The following is a 20,913-nucleotide window of genomic DNA, read 5'->3' as shown; positions in this document are numbered from 1 at the left end:
AGGCATTGTGTTTCTGTCTGGCCGGCGGCCGCTTTATTATGAATTGGTCGGCGCGGCGGAAGATTGGTTTTGCCGTATTGTTTGCTATTTACAATTAAAAATTTATCAATTAAAAGTGAATTGACGTTTCATGCATATTTCTGATTTCGACTTTGAATTGCCGGAGCAATTGATTGCCCAGCATCCGCCCGAAGAACGCGGCAACAGCCGGCTGCTGGTGGCTTTGTCCGGCATGCCGCCGCAAGACAAGATGTTTGCCGATTTGCCGATGTGGCTCGAGCCGGGCGATGTGCTGGTGTTTAACAATACCAAAGTGATTAAAGCCCGTTTGTTCGGGCAGAAAGCCAGCGGGGGGAAAATCGAAGCGCTGGTAGAGCGCGTACTCGATGAACACCGCGCTTTGGCGCATATACGCGCTTCCAAATCGCCGAAACCCGGTGCGGAGCTGTGGTTTGAGGGCGGGATTAAAGCTGTGATGGAAGAGCGTCAAGGCGAATTGTTCTGCCTGCGTTTTGAGGGAGGACCGAATGTTTACGAACTTTTGGAGCAGCACGGCCATCTTCCGCTGCCGCCTTATATCGAGCGCGCTGCGGGTGCGAATGACGACAGCCGCTACCAAACGGTTTATGCGAAAGAGCAGGGTGCGGTGGCTGCGCCGACGGCAGGTTTGCATTTCACCGAAGCCATGTTGGCCGGGCTGGCGGCTAAGGGAGTGGAAATGGCAGAGGTAACGCTGCATGTGGGAGCCGGCACGTTCCAACCGGTACGGGTGGATAATATCGCCGAACATAAAATGCACAGCGAATGGTATGAGGTGTCTGAAACCACGGTGGAAAAAATCCGCCAAGCCCGCCAAGCCGGGCACCGCGTGTGGTCGGTGGGTACCACATCAATGCGTGCGTTGGAATCTGCCGCACGTTCGGGCGTGTTGCAGGCGGGGCAGGGAGATACGGATATTTTTATTACGCCGGGTTATCGTTTTAAAGTGGTTGACCGGCTGATTACCAATTTTCATCTGCCGAAATCCACTTTGCTGATGCTGGTCAGCGCGTTTTCGGGTACTCAGCATATACGCGACATTTATGCTCATGCCATTCGGGAGCAATACCGTTTTTTCAGCTATGGCGATGCCATGATATTGGGGCGGGCGCAAGATTGATATGCCTGTCTGAAATTTATAATCAAATGCCTGTCTGAAAAGGTTTTCAGACAGGCATGATGTTGTATAGGTTTGATAAATTTAAATCAGGCGATGGGATTGTCTTATATGGCTTCAGGGGACCGGGTTTTCTTATCCCCGAAACCCAGCCTTAGAAAAACAGAAAGCAGCAGCAGACCCAAAACAGACGTCGCCATATAAATCAGGCTGGAAAGGCCGTGCCAGAAAGCAAATTCGGTTAATGCGTCTGCTTGGTTGGAAGGTGAAATGAAAAGGTTGGAAATGGCAAGTAAGGGATGGTGTTGACCTTGCTTCACTGTTTCGATAACCGGCGTTACTGCAAGCTGGTTGATGCCTAAGAGAACAATTTGCAGTGCAATCCAACGTTGGGGCTTTTTGCTGCGGGACTGTATGCGGGCAACGGCATACACCAAAAACCAGGCAGCCAAGCCGTAATAGCCGACTACGGTAAACAGCTTGCCGGCAATATCTCCGGCGGGAACCCTGTCCAAACTCTTAAATAAAATAGGGGCGGCCACATAGCCTGCCATAATCTGCATCCCCAGCCAACTGCCTGCAATGAGCGCAGCAAAACGATTCATGATTAATCTCTTTGTTAAATTTTTTTAAATTCTGTGAATTAAACTATATGAAAAATAAGCTGTCAACCATGCATAAACAAACGCACGGAGAAATATGACAAAAGAGCAAAATACAACAATGCCTGTCTGAACGTTTCAGACAGGCATTTGCTTGTGTGCGTGTTTGGTGCGGTTTAAATATATTCTACCGCTACAATATCGTATTCGCGGATGCCGCCGGGTGCCTGCACTTCGGCAACATCGCCTTCTTCTTTGCCGATTAAAGCACGCGCAATAGGAGAGCTGACAGAAATTTTGTTTTCTTTAAGATCCGCCTCGTCTTCACCCACGATTTGATAGCGGACTTCTTCGCCGCTTTCCACTTCTTCCAACGTTACAGTTGAACCGAACACGATTTTGCCCTCTGCATGGATTTCGGCAGGGTTGATGATGTGTGCATGGGAAAGTTTGTATTCCACTTCGGCGATGCGGCCTTCGATAAAACCCTGCCGCTCTTTCGCAGCTTCATATTCTGCATTTTCCGATAAGTCGCCGTGTGAACGGGCCTCTGCAATCGCTTCAATCACGGCAGGGCGGGCAACGCTCTTCAAATGCTGCAATTCGGCTTTCAACATTTCCGCTCCGCGCACGGTTAAAGGGGTTTTCTTCATAACTGTTTTTTCTCCGTTGGCTGCGCAGCCTGATAATAGTAAAACCCATTGCATCCACACACTGGAAACACCGGCCAAACCGGCGCCGGATACCGGCGGGCAGCTTCATTGGTGTAACGCTGTATGTGGTTGCAAAGGGCAGTTTGCGACAGCGTGTATTTAATCAATAAAAACGCAAGCCGCGCGTAATCGGCGGCTTGCTCAATATTCGTTTTAGGCTGGCATTGTATCAAATCAGGGGGAAATAGCAATCTCTCTGAGTGAATTTAACATATGCCTGTCTGAAATAAGCCAAAGTTATACAAAAATAACATATTGCCGGTTTGGTATCGGCTGAGGTATGTTTATACCCGAAGATTTAGAACGGGATATCGTCGTCGATATCGTCAACCGGAGCCACAGGAGCAGCAGGCGCTTGGCGGCGCGGAGCGGCCGGAGGTTCTGCGGCGGCGGGTTGTTGGTATGCGGGTTGGGCGGCCGGCTGCTGATAGCCTCCGTCGTCGTAGGGTGCGCTGCTGCCACCGCTGTCGCGGCTGCCGAGCATTTTCATTTCGCTGGCGATAATGTCGTAGGCGGTGCGCTCAACGCCGGTTTTGTCGGTATATTTGCGGCTTTGGATGCGGCCTTCCAAATAAACCTGGCTGCCTTTTTTCAAATATTGGCCGGCAATTTCAGCCAAGCGGCGGTACATGGTGATGTTGTGCCATTCGGTGCGCTCAACGCGCTGGCCGGTTTGGCGGTCGTTCCATGTTTCGCTGGTGGCAACGGAAAAATTGGCTACGGCTTCCCCGTTGGGCATGTAGCGCACTTCGGGGTCTCGGCCGAGGCGGCCGATAAGAATGACTTTGTTTAATGACATTATTCTGCTCCTGAGATGATTTTTTTCGCACCCTCTTCGTCAAAACCTTTTTGCAATGCTTTGATAAAAACGGTTTCTCCGTCTGCACTGAAGCTGATGCGTTCGATTCCTGAAACGGACTGTAAAGCCGATTGTAAATCCTGCCGGCGGTTGGCCCAAATTGTTCCCACTTTAAAGCTCACATTTTTAACCGGCTTGGGCGCGGGGGAAAATAAAGCTATGGTAAACCATAAAATCATTAATGCGCTACAAAATATAAATACGCCTGTGTAGCCGTGATGATGAAACAGCAGGCCGCCTATGGCGCCGCCGGCAAAGAGGGCAATGGATTGCAATGTATTATAAATGCCCATTGCCGTGCCTTTGAGTTCGCTCGGTGCAATTTTGGAAACCAGCGAAGGCATGCTGGCTTCCAGAATGTTGAAGCCGATGAAATAGAATACCAGCCACAAGCCGATCAGCCACAAAGAATTCAGGCCGAATAAAAGTCCGATTTGCGATACGATGATCAGGCCGATGCCGAGCAGGAAAACTTGTTTGAGCTTGTTGCGCGTTTCGCCGATGATGATGGCGGGCACCATCAGAATCAGGCCGATCAGTGTGGCCGGCAGATAAACTTTCCAATGTTGAACCTTGTCCAGCCCGAGTTGGGACAATGCGAAAGGCAGGGTGGTAAACAATGCCATCAGGCCCGATTGCAAGGCGAAAATGCCGAAATTTAGGCGCAGCAGCTGGCCGTTTTTCAAAACTTCGGAAAAGTGGGCCGGTTGGGCTTGGGCATCTTCATGTATTTTGGATTGGGTAGGGTTGGGAGTCATCCAAGCAACTACGCCTATGCTCAGCAAGGTTAGACAACCCATTAGGATAAACAGCCCGGGAACGCCGAGAAAGCGGGTTAAGACGGGTGATAACACCATGCTGAAAGAAAAGGTAAGCCCGATGCTCAAACCGATCATGGCCATTGCGCGGGTGCGCACTTCTTCGCGCGTTAAGTCCGCCACCAGCGCGGTTACCGCTGCACTCACCGCGCCTGCTCCTTGCAATGCGCGTGCAATAATCAGCATGGGTAATGAATCGGCCCAAGCAGCCAAAAAGCTGCCTGCGGCAAATACGATTAAGCCGAAATAAATTACCTTTTTGCGACCGAATTTATCGGAAGCTATGCCCAAAGGCAGTTGGAACAATGCTTGGGTGAGGCCGTAGATGCCCATGGCGAGGCCTACCTGCATTTTGTTTTCCGCATCTGCCAAGTCTGCCGCATGAAGTGCCAATACGGGTAATACGAGAAACATACCCAGCATGCGTAGGGCATAAACCCAAGCCATGGATGTGCTGGCGCGCCATTCTTCGGGGTACATGCGGTTTTGCTTTGCTCTTGCCATAATGATTATGCGGGGCGGATGCCTGTCTGAAAAAGAGATGGCGGGATTATAAGGCTGTTTGGGATTATTTGAAACCGGATGCAGGGGCTTTGGGCATTAAGCTTGCGGCGGCTGTGCGGGTATATCCGGCGGGCGGGTTGATTATCAAAGTTTATCAAAAAGCTTAAGACCATTGCCATCTGTTGCGCCAAGCGCCGATAACGGCGTTGGGGTATTTATTGCTGCCCAAACTGCCGTTGAAGCGTGCGAGTGCACGGGCGATATTGCCGTTTTCACGGTTGCTGTAATGGCGAAGGATGGTGCAGCCGTAGCGCAGGTTGGTGCGGATGTCGAACAGGTTGTGTGAGGGTTGGCCTATGTAGTTTTTCCAAAACGGCATAACCTGCATCAAGCCGCGCGCGCCGACATTGCTGATGGCATATTGCCGGAATGCGCTTTCTACTTCGATCAGCCCGAGTATCATTTGGGTGTCCAATCCGGCGCGGCTGCTTTCGTATTGGATATTGACCAGCAGGCGTTTGCGTTCTTCCGCGTTGGGGATGAAGCGTGCGAGCCTTGCCGACATGTCGTTTAACCAACGCTCTCCGTCTTGCCTGTTTGTGAATACCAAACGGGCGGGGTTGACATTGTTGATGGCGCCGCGCATCACGGAAGCCACGTCGTCGGAAAGCGTTTCTTCGCGCTGCATGCCGGCCAAAGTGGTTTTGGGTGTGAGCAGCGCCGCGGCGCCGGCAGCCAACAGCAGGCGGCGGGTGTGCATGTGCGGCGGGATGAGTTCGGTGTGTTTTTCCATATGTGAATAATGTGTTATATGCTGAAATGCCTGTCTGAATGTTTTCAGACAGGCATGATTATAAATGCGTAAACCTTTGCATCCAAACCTGTTTTTCGCGGTTTTACGCTTGGTTTATCTGACGCCGGACTTTTTAACCGGATCGACGTAGCCGTGGTCGTTGATGCGGATATGGCGGAACAGCCAGCCGTCCAACAGGGTAAGCAGCTCTTCGCCGATGTCGTCGCCGTTTTCAAAACGGCTTTGGTAAGTGGCAACGCGGCTTAGGAAGTTGATGTGGACTTTTTTGTGCTGCTCCAGCAAATGGTAGCCCGCATCTTCCAGCATTTTTTCTTCTTGTTGGAAATGGTAGGTTGTGTAGTCGATAAGCTCTTTGAGGGCTTTGGCAATCAGGTCGCGGTCTTTGGTTTGGTCGGCATCGTAAAAATTGTTGATGCGGTTGATTAATTGTTGGTGCTGCTCGTCTATATCGTCAAAGCCGGTTGCCAGGTCAACAGTCCATTGTACAAATGACATAGTTACTCTCTATTCGTGATGGTTGTTTGTAAATGTTTTTAATACGGTGATGTTTGGTCGAATGATAGTTTCAACTATTTATTTGTATTATTTTAGGATGCGGATAAGGCGAATTCAAGATGGCGGTATGGCGGGTTTGCTTGGATTTTGATACATATCAAAATTATATGATTAACTATTTATTAGATAGACAAATGCCTGTCTGAAAATCTGCTCCGAGTGAGGTTTCAGACAGGCATATTTTAGATTTGCGGTGCTCAGGCCTCCGCCATGCTGAGGGCTTGCTGGATGTCCACCGCCACGATGCGCGATACACCTTTTTCCTGCATGGTAACGCCGATGAGCTGCTCGGCCATTTCCATGGTGAGGCGGTTGTGTGAAATATAGAGAAACTGGGTTTGCGCCGACATTTCTTTAACCAGGTTGCAGAAACGGCCGGTGTTGGCATCGTCAAGCGGTGCGTCTACTTCGTCTAAGAGACAGAAAGGTGCAGGGTTGAGGCTGAACAGGGCAAACACGAGGCTCATGGCGGTTAGCGCTTTTTCGCCGCCGGAAAGCAGGTGGATGGTGCTGTTTTTCTTGCCGGGCGGGCGCGCCATAATGGATACGCCTGCGGTGAGCAAGTCATCGCCTATCATATGTAAAGTGGCTTCGCCGCCGCCGAACAAGGTCGGGAAGAAGGTTTGTACTTTTTCATTTACGGCATCAAAGGTTTCTTTGAAGCGCTGTTTGGTTTCGTTGTCAATCTGACCGATGGCTTCTTCCAATAGATCGATGGCGGATTGGACGTCTTCGCTTTGGCTGCGGTAATAGCCGTCGCGTTCGCGCGCTTCTTCCAGCTCTTTAAGGGCGGCGAGGTTGACGGCACCCAATGCTTCGATTTGTTGCGCCAGGCTGCGGATGCCGCCGGAAAGCTCTTTCAAACCGGATTTCCCGGCCAGTTTGGCAAGCGCATCGAAATCGGCATGCCGCTCTTCCAAGTTTTGGTGATGGCGTTTGGCATTGATTAAGGCTTCTTGCTGTTGCAGCAGGGCGGTTTGGGTGGCGGCCTGCAGCTGGGGCAGGGCTGCGGCAAGCGTTTGCTGCTTGGCATACAGTTCGCGGCCTCGCTGCTGGGTTTCAGACAGGCATTCCTGTATGGCAAGGTATTGCTCTTCTAAAACGGCAACTTGTTCGGTCAGCACTTCGAGTTTTTCGCGCTGTTCGCAGTCTTGCTCTTCGGTTTCATAGGCCAGCGCGAGCTCTGTTTGCCGTTCTTGCCAATCTAATGTTTGCTGTTCGAGTGTGGCGATGTGCTGCTCCAGTGATTGTTTGCGCTGCTGTTGTTTGTGTACGGCCACTTCAACCACGCCGTAGCGGCGGTTTGCTTCAAGTAGGGCGAGTTGGGCCTGCTTGAGCTCGTTTTGCCGGCTTTGGCGTGTGCTGTTTAGTGCATTTTGTTGGCTTTCTAATTCGGTGGCGGCTTCGGTGAGCGATTCTATGTCGTTTTGCAGACTGTCGCTGCTGTGTTCGAGTGTGATTTGATCTTCTTCAAGCAGCAGCAGCTCTTGCTCAATGTGCTCGCGCCTAAGCTGCCCTTGGTTGGTGCGCGTGAGCAATTCGGTGGCTTTGGCTTGTGCTGCGTGCAGTTGTGCGGCATGTTGGCGGTGTTGTGCCTGCAATGTTTTGTGTTGTGTTTCATGCGCTTCGATAGTAGTTTGGGCTTCTTGTTTATTCTGCTCGGCCTGTTTCAGGAGAGGTGCGATGGCTTGGAGTTGCTCGTTGAGCGAATCTTGGCGGTTTTTCAGCTCAATCAGGTTCTGTCCGTTTTTTTCGGCATAAAGCACGACGCCGATGGCATCAATTTGATGGCCTTCGGGTGTCAGCCAGCGTTGATGGCCTTGTAAGCGCTCCCGATTTTGCAGGGCGTAATCCAGAGATGGCGCACATAAAACGCCGTCGAGCCAGTATGTAAGCGCAGCTTGGTAGGGCTGTGTGGCTTGTATTTGGTTGATCAATGCCTGTGCCGGTTGGGTTTTGCGGCTTGAGGACAAGTCGGTGTAAAACCATGCTGCAGAGCCTTGCGGCAAGGGTGTGGGTAAATTACTTTCAGCATTTAGGGCTTTTGCTTGTAATTTTGTTTCAAGAAAGGCGGCTAATGCGTGCTGCCAGTCATCAGGCGCTTTGATGTGTTCCCATAATGCCGGTGCGGTAGCGTGGGGTGTCTGCTGCCAAAAGTCATGGTTTGGGCTGCTGTTTTGCAGCAATGTGCCGATAGCTTGCTGTTCGGCTTGAAGTGTGATGTGTTTTTGGTATAAGTCGTTGTATGCACTTATGCCTGTCTGAACGTTTTCTTTCAGACAGGCATAGCGTTCTTCACTGTCTAACAGCTGCTGTTCATAATGTTCATGCTCTGCTTGCAGTATTTCGGCTTGTTCTTGTGCGGCTGAAATTTCTGCTTCGGGTGGCAAATTGAGGGATTGTGCTTCTTGATTCAGGCGTTCTTTGCGTGTGTCGTGCTGCTTCAGTGTTTGGCTGGCGTGGGCAAGCCGTTGCTGTTTGAGCGCAAGTTCTCTTTTGATGCGGTTCAGCTCGTCTTGTTGGGCTTGGAAAGAAGCGCTTAGTGTATTTTGCGCGGTCTCTAGTTCGGGCAGGCTTTCTTCTCTTTCCGCAACCTGCATCGCCCATTCTGCCAGCTCGACCTGCTTGTCTTCCAAATCGGTTTCTAGAGTTTCCAGCTCGTTGAGAATATTTTGTTTTTCTGAATAAATGCGCTGCAACTGAGCTTGGGCGGCTTGGCGGTCGCGCTGGATTCTTTGTTGCAGGTTGTGTTGGGAGCGCAATTGCTCTTCCAGGCGGGCAATCTGCTCCCGCAACATAGCCCGTTGGTTGCTTGTTTCTTGGGCTTGCTGCTGCTGCTTGTGTTCTTCGTCACGCAATGCGTGCAATGCTTCTCCGGCTGCTTGGTTTTGTTTGGCAGTTTCGTCTTGCTTTTGTTGGGAGATACGGTGTTGTTGGGTAGCTTTGTCGGCCGCTGCGAGAGATTGCTGCCATTGGGTGTAATCTAATAAGTCTTGTTGTTGGGCAAGTTGTTCGGTCAGTGTTTGATAGCGTTCGGCGGTCTCTGCCTGTTTTTCCAGTTTTTCAACTTGGCGGGCAAGTTCTGTTTGTAAATCGGAAAGGCGTTGCAGATGTTCCCGGGTGTCTTTCAGACGGGCTTCGGTTTCTTTGCGGCGCTCCTTATATTTGGACACGCCGGCGGCCTCTTCTATATAAGCACGCAATTCTTCAGGCTTGGCTTCAATGATTCGGGAAATCATGCCTTGCTCGATAACTGCATAACCGCGCGCGCCTACACCCGTACCTAAAAATAAATCCGTGATGTCGCGGCGGCGCACCACTTGGTTATTGATGTAATAAGTGGATTCTCCTTGTCGGGTTAACTGCCGCTTAATGCTTACTTCTGTATATTTTCCCCAAGGTCCCTGCAAAGATTGGTCTGCATTGTTAAATACCAGTTCAACCGATGCACGGGGTGCGGGTCGGCGTGTTGCCGCACCGTTAAAAATTACATCCTGCATACTTTCTCCACGCAGTTGCTTGGCAGAAGCCTCACCTAAAACCCAGCGAACCGCATCAATTACATTGGATTTGCCGCAGCCGTTAGGGCCGATAACGGCAACTAATTGTCCCGGCACATGAATGGTCGTAGGGTCTGTGAAAGATTTGAAACCGGTGAGTTTGATATGTGTAAGGCGCATGGTGGATAAAGAAATTTATTTAATCAACTGGCTGAAATATTTGTTCAAATCATGAATTAAGTTAATCAAAATATTGATTCAAAAATAGCTTGAAGGAAAGCTTGCGTCTGTAAACGTTTTTTGTTGTTGTGTGTCAAAAATGCAACTCTATGTAAATTAATCGTTTATTTAAATAGGGTTCGGGTTCTGTTTTGTATTTGTAAATATAAATTTTATAACTTTATGATTTTAAATAATAAAAAAAATGATAGTTGGAAGCTATCTAAAAGATGAACTAAATTTCCTAAAAATATGCAAGATAAATCATTTTTAGTATAATGCCATTTATCTAGTATGGAGGCCGTTTATTTTTGCTTCGACATGGGATAGGTGCTTTGTTATTTAATGTCATTAATCTATCTCGGTGCCATTTCATATCATTCTCTTAAAAATTGTTTTGGGATTTTGCTAGGATAACTTTACGAAGTCAATGCACTTTCATCACATGAGCTTGTTAAAGAGTCCTACAGTCCTTTACTAAAATTTAAGTCGATTTGGTGTCGTCGCGTAAAATTAAGGTTTCTTGTGTTTAAACCAAATGTAATTTAGGTACACATTCACTTCTAACATTGCGGTGCTTAAATTAAATGGAGATTTATAATGATGATTCAGCATAAAAAACTGTGGTTATTGATGCTGCCGTTGCTTGCAACAGGTTGTGTTTACAAAAATGCAAACCGTGAAGTTTGGACTGATACGACAGATACCGTTTATAGCACCAGTGTGCCGGATGATAAATCTTCGGTTGTGTTCTACCGCCAAGCAGATGCTATCGAAGGCCCTACCGTTAATGTTTATGTGAATGGTCAATATTTGGGTTCATTGCAGCCAAACGCATATCGTCAAGAAACTGTATGTGCTCAAAACCAAAGATTTTTTGCTGAGTTTGCCAATAGAGACGTAGCTTATAACGAAAAAGCAAATTCAGGTGATTACTATAATTTGCCCGAAGCAGCCGTTTCATTCTTCAAAATCGTCAAAGGAGAAAACGGCCGTCCTGCATTGCAAGCTGTTTCTCCTGAGCAGGCAGAGCAAGAAATGAAAGGCGTTCAGAGCCAACATCACACTCTGTCAAGAGTGCAAACAGCAGAGCAGTGTTCAACAGTATTGAAGAAATATACTTTACAAGCTTCTGCCTTGTTTAAATTTGACCGTTCAGGCTATAAGGATATGTTGCCCAAAGGTAAGCAGGAGATTGCTGCTGTATCTGAGGATATCAAACAAAATCCTGGCCGTATAAGCGGTATTCAAGTTATTGGCTATACTGATCCTGAGGGTAATGATCAGTATAACAATAGACTGTCTTTAGCTCGCGCTAAAACAGTAAAAGAAGCCTTGTCTGGAAGCGGATTGGATCCGAATCTGATTACTTCCGAAGGGCGCGGAGAAAATGATCTTATCGTAACAGACTGCCGAGCCAAGCATCCTAAAGATGCTACAGCGCGCAAAGCATGTGACCAACCGAACCGTAGAGTGGAAATTATTCTGCACGGCGAGAAAAACAACTAACCATTAAGGTGAAAGACTATGTCTAGAAGCATTACGCTAAATATTAATGATGCTAAGTCAACTGTTGAAACAGTACAGTTACAAACAGCAACAGGTACACCTCTTCGAATTCCTGCCCAAGAAAATGTAAACTATCAATTTATTGATGATGCTACATCTTTTGGTCCTGAAAATATTATGACCAAACGTGTGGGTGAAAATTTGGAAATTGCATTCGAAGGTACGAATATTGAGAATCCGGATCTCATTATTGAAGGATTCTACGGCAATAATGGTGCAGACAACCTTTTGGTTGGTCTACATGAAAACGGTAATATGTACCCTTACATTCCTGAAAGTACGCTGCAGGAAGAAGCTGTTACGATGTTGGCCGATGAAGTGGCTGCAGGTCAAGCTTTAGGTGGTGAGATTGTAGCAAGTGCATTGTGGGTTCCGAATCCTCTATGGGCGTTGGCTGCTCTTCCTGTAGCCGGTTTGGCCGCTGCTGCAGGTGGAGGCGGTGATGACGATACACCAGAGGATGCTCTAAAAATCACAGTATCTGCTCCTGATCAAACAGCAGACAAGACACCGGTTATTACTGGTACAACAAATGCAGTGGAAGGTAGTGTCGTAACGGTAACAGTAACGGAAGTTGCTAAAGATGCTAATGGCAATACTGTTGATGGAAAAACACATACTTTAACTACAACGGTTAAAGCAGATGGAACGTATTCTGTAGAGCCAACAGATGAAATGCCGAGCGGGCCTTATAAAGCATCAGCTACAGTAGTAGATAAATCGTCACCTGAAGATACTGCAACAGCGGAAGATCCAGGCAGTATTATTGGTATTACTGTAGATGCGCCCGATAACACTAGCGATACTACTCCGACCATTACCGGAACTGTAACTCAGGATGTTCTTCCGGGCTCTGAAGTAACTGTTACTATCAAAGATAAAGATGGCAATACCCAAGTAGTAACTACCACGGTTAAAGATGACGGTACTTATGCGGTAGATGTACCGAAAGATTTGCCGGAAGGTACATACACAGCAGATGCTGTTATCAAAGATAAGGATGGTAATGAAGCGACCGCAACCGACCCGGGTTCGATCGACACTACTGCCCCACAAATCACGGTAGACGCACCGGACAACACCAGCGATACCACACCGACCATTACCGGTAAGGTGTCCGATGATGTGCCTCCGGGTTCTGTGGTAACGGTTACGATTACCGATAAAGAGGGTGTGACTCAATTAGTAACCACCACAGTTAAAGATGACGGCACTTATGCGGTAGATGTACCGAAAGATTTGCCGGAAGGTACATATACAGCGGAAGCGAAGGTTAAAGATCCCGCGGGTAACGAAGCGACCGCAACCGATCCGGGTTCGATCGACACTACTGCCCCACAAATTACGGTAGACGCACCGGACAACACCAGCGATACCACACCGACCATTACCGGTAAGGTGTCTGATGATGTGCCTCCGGGTTCTGTGGTAACGGTTACGATTACCGATAAAGAGGGTGTGACTCAATTAGTAACCACCACAGTTAAAGATGACGGCACTTATGCGGTAGATGTACCGAAAGATTTGCCGGAAGGTACATATACAGCGGAAGCGAAGGTTAAAGATCCCGCGGGTAACGAAGCGACCGCAACCGATCCGGGTTCGATCGACACTACTGCCCCACAAATTACGGTAGACGCACCGGACAACACCAGCGATACCACACCGACCATTACCGGTAAGGTGTCTGATGATGTGCCTCCGGGTTCTGTGGTAACGGTTACGATTACCGATAAAGAGGGTGTGACTCAATTAGTAACCACCACAGTTAAAGATGACGGCACTTATGCGGTAGATGTACCGAAAGATTTGCTGGAAGGTACATATACAGCGGAAGCGAAGGTGAAAGATCCCGCGGGTAACGAAGCGACCGCAACCGACCCGGGTTCGATCGACACTACTGCCCCACAAATCACGGTAGACGCACCGGACAATACCGGCGATACCACACCGACCATTACCGGTACAACCGATGCACCGGCAGGTTCGGAAGTGACAGTGACCGTTACCGACAAAGACGGCAACACCCAAGTGGTGACCACCACGGTTAAACCGGACGGTACCTACGAAGTGGAAGTGCCGAACGAATTGCCGGAAGGTCCGTATACAGCGGAAGCGAAGGTGAAAGATCCTGCGGGTAATGAAGCGACCGCAACCGACCCGGGTTCGATCGACACTACAGCGCCGCAAATCACGGTAGACGCACCGGACAATACCAGCGATACCACACCGACCATTACCGGTACAACCGATGCACCGGCAGGTTCGGAAGTGACAGTGACCGTTACCGACAAAGACGGCAACACCCAAGTGGTGACCACCACGGTTAAACCGGACGGTACCTACGAAGTGGAAGTGCCGAACGAATTGCCGGAAGGTCCGTATACAGCGGAAGCGAAGGTGAAAGATCCTGCGGGTAATGAAGGTACGGCTAAAGATGAAGGCAGCGTAGACACTACTGTCCCACAAATCACGGTAGACGCACCGGACAATACCGGCGATACCACACCGACCATTACCGGTACAACCGATGCACCGGCAGGTTCGGAAGTGACAGTGACCGTTACCGACAAAGACGGCAACACCCAAGTGGTGACCACCACGGTTAAACCGGACGGTACCTACGAAGTGGAAGTGCCGAACGAATTGCCGGAAGGTCCGTATACAGCGGAAGCGAAGGTGAAAGATCCTGCGGGTAATGAAGCGACCGCAACCGACCCGGGTTCGATCGACACTACAGCGCCGCAAATCACGGTAGACGCACCGGACAATACCAGCGATACCACACCGACCATTACCGGTACAACCGATGCACCGGCAGGTTCGGAAGTGACAGTGACCGTTACCGACAAAGACGGCAACACCCAAGTGGTGACCACCACGGTTAAACCGGACGGTACCTACGAAGTGGAAGTGCCGAACGAATTGCCGGAAGGTCCGTATACAGCGGAAGCGAAGGTGAAAGATCCTGCGGGTAATGAAGGTACGGCTAAAGATGAAGGCAGCGTAGACACTACTGCCCCACAAATCACGGTAGACGCACCGGACAATACCAGCGATACCACACCGACCATTACCGGTACAACCGATGCACCGGCAGGTTCGGAAGTGACAGTGACCGTTACCGACAAAGACGGCAACACCCAAGTGGTGACCACCACGGTTAAACCGGACGGTACCTACGAAGTGGAAGTGCCGAACGAATTGCCGGAAGGTCCGTATACAGCGGAAGCGAAGGTGAAAGATCCTGCGGGTAATGAAGGTACGGCTAAAGATGAAGGCAGCGTAGACACTACTGCCCCACAAATCACGGTAGACGCACCGGACAATACCGGCGATACCACACCGACCATTACCGGTACAACCGATGCACCGGCAGGTTCGGAAGTGACAGTGACCGTTACCGACAAAGACGGCAACACCCAAGTGGTGACCACCACGGTTAAACCGGACGGTACCTACGAAGTGGACGTGCCGAACGAATTGCCGGAAGGTCCGTATACAGCGGAAGCGAAGGTGAAAGATCCTGCGGGTAATGAAGCGACCGCAACCGACCCGGGTTCGATCGACACTACAGCGCCGCAAATCACGGTAGACGCACCGGACAATACCAGCGATACCACACCGACCATTACCGGTACAACCGATGCACCGGCAGGTTCGGAAGTGACAGTGACCGTTACCGACAAAGACGGCAACACCCAAGTGGTGACCACCACGGTTAAACCGGACGGTACCTACGAAGTGGAAGTGCCGAACGAATTGCCGGAAGGTCCGTATACAGCGGAAGCGAAGGTGAAAGATCCTGCGGGTAATGAAGCGACCGCAACCGACCCGGGTTCGATCGACACTACAGCGCCGCAAATCACGGTAGACGCACCGGACAATACCAGCGATACCACACCGACCATTACCGGTACAACCGATGCACCGGCAGGTTCGGAAGTGACAGTGACCGTTACCGACAAAGACGGCAACACCCAAGTGGTGACCACCACGGTTAAACCGGACGGTACCTACGAAGTGGAAGTGCCGAACGAATTGCCGGAAGGTCCGTATACAGCGGAAGCGAAGGTGAAAGATCCTGCGGGTAATGAAGGTACGGCTAAAGATGAAGGCAGCGTAGACACTACTGCCCCACAAATCACGGTAGACGCACCGGACAATACCAGCGATACCACACCGACCATTACCGGTACAACCGATGCACCGGCAGGTTCGGAAGTGACAGTGACCGTTACCGACAAAGACGGCAACACCCAAGTGGTGACCACCACGGTTAAACCGGACGGTACCTACGAAGTGGAAGTGCCGAACGAATTGCCGGAAGGTCCGTATACAGCGGAAGCGAAGGTGAAAGATCCTGCGGGTAATGAAGGTACGGCTAAAGATGAAGGCAGCGTAGACACTACTGCCCCACAAATCACGGTAGACGCACCGGACAATACCGGCGATACCACACCGACCATTACCGGTACAACCGATGCACCGGCAGGTTCGGAAGTGACAGTGACCGTTACCGACAAAGACGGCAACACCCAAGTGGTGACCACCACGGTTAAACCGGACGGTACCTACGAAGTGGACGTGCCGAACGAATTGCCGGAAGGTCCGTATACAGCGGAAGCGAAGGTGAAAGATCCTGCGGGTAATGAAGCGACCGCAACCGACCCGGGTTCGATCGACACTACAGCGCCGCAAATCACGGTAGACGCACCGGACAATACCAGCGATACCACACCGACCATTACCGGTACAACCGATGCACCGGCAGGTTCGGAAGTGACAGTGACCGTTACCGACAAAGACGGCAACACCCAAGTGGTGACCACCACGGTTAAACCGGACGGTACCTACGAAGTGGAAGTGCCGAACGAATTGCCGGAAGGTCCGTATACAGCGGAAGCGAAGGTGAAAGATCCTGCGGGTAATGAAGGTACGGCTAAAGATGAAGGCAGCGTAGACACTACTGCCCCACAAATCACGGTAGACGCACCGGACAATACCAGCGATACCACACCGACCATTACCGGTACAACCGATGCACCGGCAGGTTCGGAAGTGACAGTGACCGTTACCGACAAAGACGGCAACACCCAAGTGGTGACCACCACGGTTAAACCGGACGGTACCTACGAAGTGGAAGTGCCGAACGAATTGCCGGAAGGTTCGTATACAGCGGAAGCGAAGGTGAAAGATCCTGCGGGTAATGAAGGTACGGCTAAGGATAGTGGTAGTGTAGACACTGCCCCTCCTTCTGTAGAAGTGGAGAGTGCTTCTGTGGAAGAGGCAAGCTCAAATACAGTAAATGGTACGATTAAAGTATCTGATAAAGCAGGTGTTGGTGTAATCACTATCGGTGATAAAGATGTGACTCAAGCCAATAATAATGTTCCTGTTGAAATTGTTACAGATAAAGGTACTTTAAAAGTCACAGGTTATGATGCTGCAACAGGTGTATTGACTTATGAGTATACTGAAAACGGCACAGCGAAAGACCACAGCCAAGGTAATGATTCTGTTGTAGATTCATTTGACATAGTTGTGAAGGATGCCTTAGGTAATACAACCAATGCTCAACTGAATGTGACTATTACAGATACTCAACCAGCCGCATCTGCTGATACCAACAATATCAGGGAAGGTGAAAGCTCTGTTAGTGGAAATGTTTTGAATAATGATACTACCGGTGCTGATAAACCTGTAACTGCTAATGTTGAAAATGGCAAGGGTAGCTATGGTGAATTAACACTGAATTCTGATGGTACTTATAGCTATACATTGGATAATAACAATTCTGCCGTTAAAGCCTTGAATGACGGTGAAACATTAACAGACGCGTTTACTTATACCGTGAAGGATGCAGATGGCGATAGCGTTACTTCAACATTGACTATTACTATTGACGGTAGAGATAGTGACAAAACTATTTTTGGTGGCAATGATAAAGATGATATCAATGGTGGAGGCGGTAATGACGTTTTAGTTGGTGATAAGGGTGGCACTACAACAGTAATCACTCCAGGAGCTGATTACAATGTGGCTATTCTGTTGGATATTTCTAACAGTATGCAAAAATACCGTATTGCAGATGGTTCATCTTACTTCGATATGGCGAAGCGTTCTTTGCTGAAACTGGCAAATGATTTAGCTGGTCATGATGGAAAAGTAAACGTAGCCTTGTTCGCATTCAACCGTTTGACGAAGTTGGAAATAGATATTGATGACCTGACTCAAGACAATGTGGATCAATTGGTAAGCAAGATTGCTAATTTGAAAGTTGGATCACGCCTTGAAGGTATTACCAACTATGATGATGCATTTGCCGATACTACCGCATGGTTTAATGAAGTATCCGGTAATGGTTACCAAAACGTTACTTACTTCTTGACTGACGGTGAACCAACTGCGTACGGTTCAGATGGACGTAAAGATCCTATCGGTGCTTATGTTACTCAAAATACAATCGATGCTGCTCTAAATAGCTTTAAAGGCTTGAGTGATGTTTCTGCTGTGCATGCTATAGGCTTCTCTCAAGGTATTAGAGAAAATGTATTGAATTATTTTGATAACACTTCTAACGAGGCATTGGTAGAAAATAGCTTCAGTTATCAAGCGCCTAAAGTCGGAAAAGTTGTATATCAAGGTACGGAAGGTGATTCTGCTATTGTGAACACTCCGGATGAGTTGGATGCTGCATTGCAAGGTGGTAGTGAATCTGAGGCTCTGAGCAATGTTTCTGATGACGTTATTTCTGGAGGTGATGGTAACGATATTATCTTTGGTGATACTATCAATACCGACCACTTGACTTGGACCAATGGGGATACTGGTGTTAACTATACTGGTGGAAACCATAATGGTATGAGTTCAGAAGCATTGAATGAATTCATCAAATGGTCTGAAAATAGTGGTGTAGAAGCTACGGATCAACAAAAAGCAGACTATATCACCGATCACTGGAAAGAGTTGTTAGATGGTCGTCCTGACGGAGGCAATGATACGCTTAACGGTGGTACTGGAGATGATGTATTGTTTGGTGGTGCTGGTAATGACAATCTGACCGGGGGAGAAGGTGCCGATAAGTTTGTCTTCTTGGCGAATTCCAATAGTGGTAATGATGTAATTGTTGATTTCACTGAGGGCGAAGATAAAGTAGTGTTTGCTGACTTAGTGAATGTAAATCAGCTGCAGAATGCCGCTTGGGATGATGCGACAAGTACCTTGAGCTTTACTGCTGTAGGAGCTGACGGTGCCACTTACAACAATAGCATTACCTTTACAGGTATTTCTAGCGGTCAGACTTTAGAAACCGTATTGGAAAAACATGTTGAAGTATTAGGCTAATTGTTGTTCCAAAAAGCCCCTTTGCTTTTGATTGAAGTAAAGGGGCTTTTTATTTGCCATATATGATTCCATGCCTGTCTGAATGGGGAAGATATTTCAGACAGGCATTGATTATGTGGGTGGTTAAGTAAAGCTCTGGAGCTGCACTAGATACTATTGTAGGCAAATAAATTTCAATAATAGTGTGTTTGTCATACTTGGGTTTAATGCAAGTATCTCGTAACGTTATTGAAGCTTAAAGCTCCTATATCGTTACCGAAGTTATATTATTGAGGCTGTAAAGAATAATGTGAGTATCTAAAAAAAGAGAATGCCTGTCTGAAAAATACTTCAGATAGACATTAAGTAACTTAAAATTTATAAATTATCCTGGGTTAAAGTGACAAGAGCTGATGAACAAATAAGCTTAAATTTTATGATGTTGCTATCGTATTTTGAAGAAAACAAACCTTTTACATTGCTTAGAGATTGAGAACTAAATTATGTAATATTTTTTATGCCCGGTTTGTTCAGAGATTCTTTCAGTTATTAGCTTATTTTAGTGTGAATTAAGGACAAATAAAAAAGCCGTTCATAGAACGGCTCGATAATAAATTTAAATCATCCATGCAAAGCGCGTTTGTCTACTGCTAGTGCGGCTTCATGCAATACTTCGGATAAAGTTGGGTGTGCATGAATGATTCGAGCGATGTCTTCGCTTGAGGCTTTAAATTCTAAACCTACAACGCCTTCGGTTATTAGTTCGCTAACCATAGGGCCTACCATATGTACACCTAAAATACGGTCAGTTTTTGCATCGGCAAGAATTTTTACTGTACCTTTTGCTTTGCCCAAACCTAAGGCGCGGCCATTGGCTCCGAAACCAGATGTTCCTTTTTTGTACTCTACGCCTTCAGCTTTAAGCTGTTCTTCGGTTTTGCCTACCCAAGCAATTTCAGGGTCAGTGTAAATAACGAAAGGAATAGTATTGGTATCTAAATGAGGTTTTTGACCGGCAATACGTTCTGCAACTGCAACGCCTTCTTCACTGGCTTTATGAGCCAACATCGGGCCGCGGACAACGTCGCCAATCGCCCAGACATTAGGCAGGTTGGTGCGGCATTCATCATCTACCTTCACAAAACCGCGATCATCTTTTTCCAATCCAATCGCTTCTGTGTTTAAGCCGTTGGTACTGGGAATACGACCAATTGAAACGATGAGTTTATCAAAAGTTTCTGTTTTGGCTTGGCCGTCGGCAGTTTCGTAATTAATGGTTACACCTTGTTTTTTGTTTTCAATTTCACCGATTTTTACGCCTAATTGGATATCCAGATTCTGCTCTTTAGTAAAGTATTTGAATGCTTCTTTAGCAATTTGTTGGTCTGCTGCGGCCAAGAAAGTTGGAAGCACTTCTAAGATGGTAACTTCTGAACCCACACGTTTCCATACGGAACCCATTTCTAAGCCGATAACGCCGGCACCGATGATACCGAGTTTTTTTGGTACTTTTGTTAAGTTTAAAGCACCTTCATTGTCCAATACGTTAACGTTGTCTATAGCAATTTGAGGGAGAGGGCGGGGAACTGAACCGGTAGCAACGATAACGTTTTTGGCTTCGATTAAGCTTTTTTCGCCTTGGTTATCTACCTCGATTTGGTAGAAATCGCCGGACTTACCTTTGAATGAGCCTTTACCATGGATGCTGTCGACTTTATTTTTTTTGAAGAGGAAAGCAATACCGCCGGTAAGTTTGCTAACAATGGCATCTTTGCGTTCAATCATTTTTTCGGCATCAAATTTTACAGAGCCGATATTAATGCCGTGCTCGGCGAAGTCGTGTTGCGCAGCGTGAAAATGTTCGCTGGATTGTAAAAGAGCCTTAGATGGAATACAGCCCACATTTAAACAGGTTCCGCCTAATGCAGGGGCATCACCTGCTTTGTTAAGACCGGCATCAATACAGGCAGTTTTGAAACCTAGCTGAGCAGCTCTAATGGCAGCGATATAGCCGCCAGGACCAGCGCCAATTACAACAACGTCATACTGAGACATGATTTATCCTTAAATTTTTTAAAGAATTGATTTGAAATTTTGTTGGGAAATTTAATGACAAGTATTTAAAGACTATGTTTGTAACCTCGTTGCCATTTAATCCTAATTCCAAATATGGATGGCGATATGAGGATAAATTTACATAGTTGTGTCATGCATCGTTGAAACATCTGCTTAAAATGCTGTTGATAAATAAGGCAATGTAACTTGTTTTCAGCATTTC

The 20,913-nt window shown here is 48.0% G+C and carries 11 protein-coding genes; 3 read left to right on the top strand and 8 right to left on the bottom strand.

Annotated features, from left to right (window positions below; all coding sequences use genetic code 11):
- Positions 1–130 precede the first annotated feature (130 nt).
- Positions 131–1,159: a tRNA preQ1(34) S-adenosylmethionine ribosyltransferase-isomerase QueA gene (gene queA / locus EL143_RS11220; protein WP_085417132.1), complete on the top strand. Its 1,029-nt coding sequence runs from the start codon at positions 131–133 to the stop codon at positions 1,157–1,159.
- Positions 1,160–1,263: 104 nt separating this feature from the next.
- Here the strand turns inward: queA and EL143_RS11215 are convergent, their stop codons facing one another.
- The 7 genes from EL143_RS11215 to smc form a co-directional block, all read right to left on the bottom strand.
- A complete protein-coding gene (locus EL143_RS11215) occupies positions 1,264–1,761 on the bottom strand; it encodes a DUF4149 domain-containing protein (RefSeq protein WP_085417133.1) in 498 nt (165 codons plus the stop codon).
- A gap of 173 nt (positions 1,762–1,934) precedes the next feature.
- Positions 1,935–2,411, bottom strand: coding sequence for a transcription elongation factor GreA (greA, locus tag EL143_RS11210; protein ID WP_085417134.1), 477 nt, complete (start codon positions 2,409–2,411; stop codon positions 1,935–1,937).
- Between the two features lie 358 nt (positions 2,412–2,769).
- Positions 2,770–3,270 carry a single-stranded DNA-binding protein gene (locus EL143_RS11205; RefSeq protein WP_085417136.1) on the bottom strand — a complete coding sequence of 167 codons (501 nt, stop codon included), beginning with the start codon at positions 3,268–3,270 and terminating at the stop codon, positions 2,770–2,772.
- On the bottom strand, positions 3,270–4,652 hold the full coding sequence (locus tag EL143_RS11200; protein WP_085417137.1) for an MFS transporter: 1,383 nt from the start codon (positions 4,650–4,652) through the stop codon (positions 3,270–3,272). The genes EL143_RS11205 and EL143_RS11200 overlap by 1 nt, the downstream gene beginning before the upstream one ends.
- A gap of 163 nt (positions 4,653–4,815) precedes the next feature.
- Entirely contained in the window at positions 4,816–5,445 is a 630-nt protein-coding gene (locus EL143_RS11195; protein ID WP_085417138.1) for a lytic transglycosylase domain-containing protein, read from the bottom strand.
- A gap of 114 nt (positions 5,446–5,559) precedes the next feature.
- The gene (locus EL143_RS11190) at positions 5,560–5,961 is read right to left on the bottom strand and encodes a bacteriohemerythrin (protein WP_085417139.1); all 402 of its coding nucleotides are present in this window, start codon (positions 5,959–5,961) and stop codon (positions 5,560–5,562) included.
- Positions 5,962–6,218: 257 nt separating this feature from the next.
- Entirely contained in the window at positions 6,219–9,701 is a 3,483-nt protein-coding gene (gene smc / locus EL143_RS11185) for a chromosome segregation protein SMC (protein WP_126326780.1), read from the bottom strand.
- 639 nt (positions 9,702–10,340) lie between these two features.
- On the opposite strand from smc, the gene EL143_RS11180 reads away from it, so the two are divergent.
- Positions 10,341–11,249, top strand: a complete 909-nt coding sequence (locus EL143_RS11180; RefSeq protein ID WP_197719599.1) for an OmpA family protein — start codon at positions 10,341–10,343, stop codon at positions 11,247–11,249.
- A 177-nt stretch (positions 11,250–11,426) separates the two neighbouring features.
- Positions 11,427–18,656 carry an Ig-like domain-containing protein gene (locus EL143_RS11175; protein ID WP_170162411.1) on the top strand — a complete coding sequence of 2,410 codons (7,230 nt, stop codon included), beginning with the start codon at positions 11,427–11,429 and terminating at the stop codon, positions 18,654–18,656.
- Positions 18,657–19,256: 600 nt separating this feature from the next.
- On the opposite strand, the gene lpdA is transcribed toward EL143_RS11175, so the two are convergent.
- A complete protein-coding gene (gene lpdA / locus EL143_RS11170; RefSeq protein ID WP_085417339.1) occupies positions 19,257–20,690 on the bottom strand; it encodes a dihydrolipoyl dehydrogenase in 1,434 nt (477 codons plus the stop codon).
- Positions 20,691–20,913: the final 223 nt, after the last annotated feature.

It is taken from the genome of Neisseria canis (assembly GCF_900636765.1).
Classification (GTDB): Bacteria; Pseudomonadota; Gammaproteobacteria; order Burkholderiales; family Neisseriaceae; genus Neisseria; species Neisseria canis.
Note: the sequence above shows the minus strand (reverse complement) of the source record. Positions and strands in the feature narration are given on the sequence as shown.

Excerpts from the sequence above, each read along its gene's own strand:
- EL143_RS11215 (WP_085417133.1), bottom strand. The coding sequence starts at position 1,761 with ATGAATCGTTTTGCTGCGCTCATTGCAGGCAGTTGGCTGGGGATGCAG.
- smc (WP_126326780.1), bottom strand. The coding sequence starts at position 9,701 with ATGCGCCTTACACATATCAAACTCACCGGTTTCAAATCTTTCACAGAC.
- EL143_RS11205 (WP_085417136.1), bottom strand. The coding sequence starts at position 3,270 with ATGTCATTAAACAAAGTCATTCTTATCGGCCGCCTCGGCCGAGACCCC.
- greA (WP_085417134.1), bottom strand. The coding sequence starts at position 2,411 with ATGAAGAAAACCCCTTTAACCGTGCGCGGAGCGGAAATGTTGAAAGCC.
- EL143_RS11175 (WP_170162411.1), top strand. The coding sequence starts at position 11,427 with ATGACCAAACGTGTGGGTGAAAATTTGGAAATTGCATTCGAAGGTACG.
- EL143_RS11190 (WP_085417139.1), bottom strand. The coding sequence starts at position 5,961 with ATGTCATTTGTACAATGGACTGTTGACCTGGCAACCGGCTTTGACGAT.
- EL143_RS11180 (WP_197719599.1), top strand. The coding sequence starts at position 10,341 with ATGATGATTCAGCATAAAAAACTGTGGTTATTGATGCTGCCGTTGCTT.
- EL143_RS11195 (WP_085417138.1), bottom strand. The coding sequence starts at position 5,445 with ATGGAAAAACACACCGAACTCATCCCGCCGCACATGCACACCCGCCGC.
- lpdA (WP_085417339.1), bottom strand. The coding sequence starts at position 20,690 with ATGTCTCAGTATGACGTTGTTGTAATTGGCGCTGGTCCTGGCGGCTAT.
- EL143_RS11200 (WP_085417137.1), bottom strand. The coding sequence starts at position 4,652 with ATGGCAAGAGCAAAGCAAAACCGCATGTACCCCGAAGAATGGCGCGCC.
- queA (WP_085417132.1), top strand. The coding sequence starts at position 131 with ATGCATATTTCTGATTTCGACTTTGAATTGCCGGAGCAATTGATTGCC.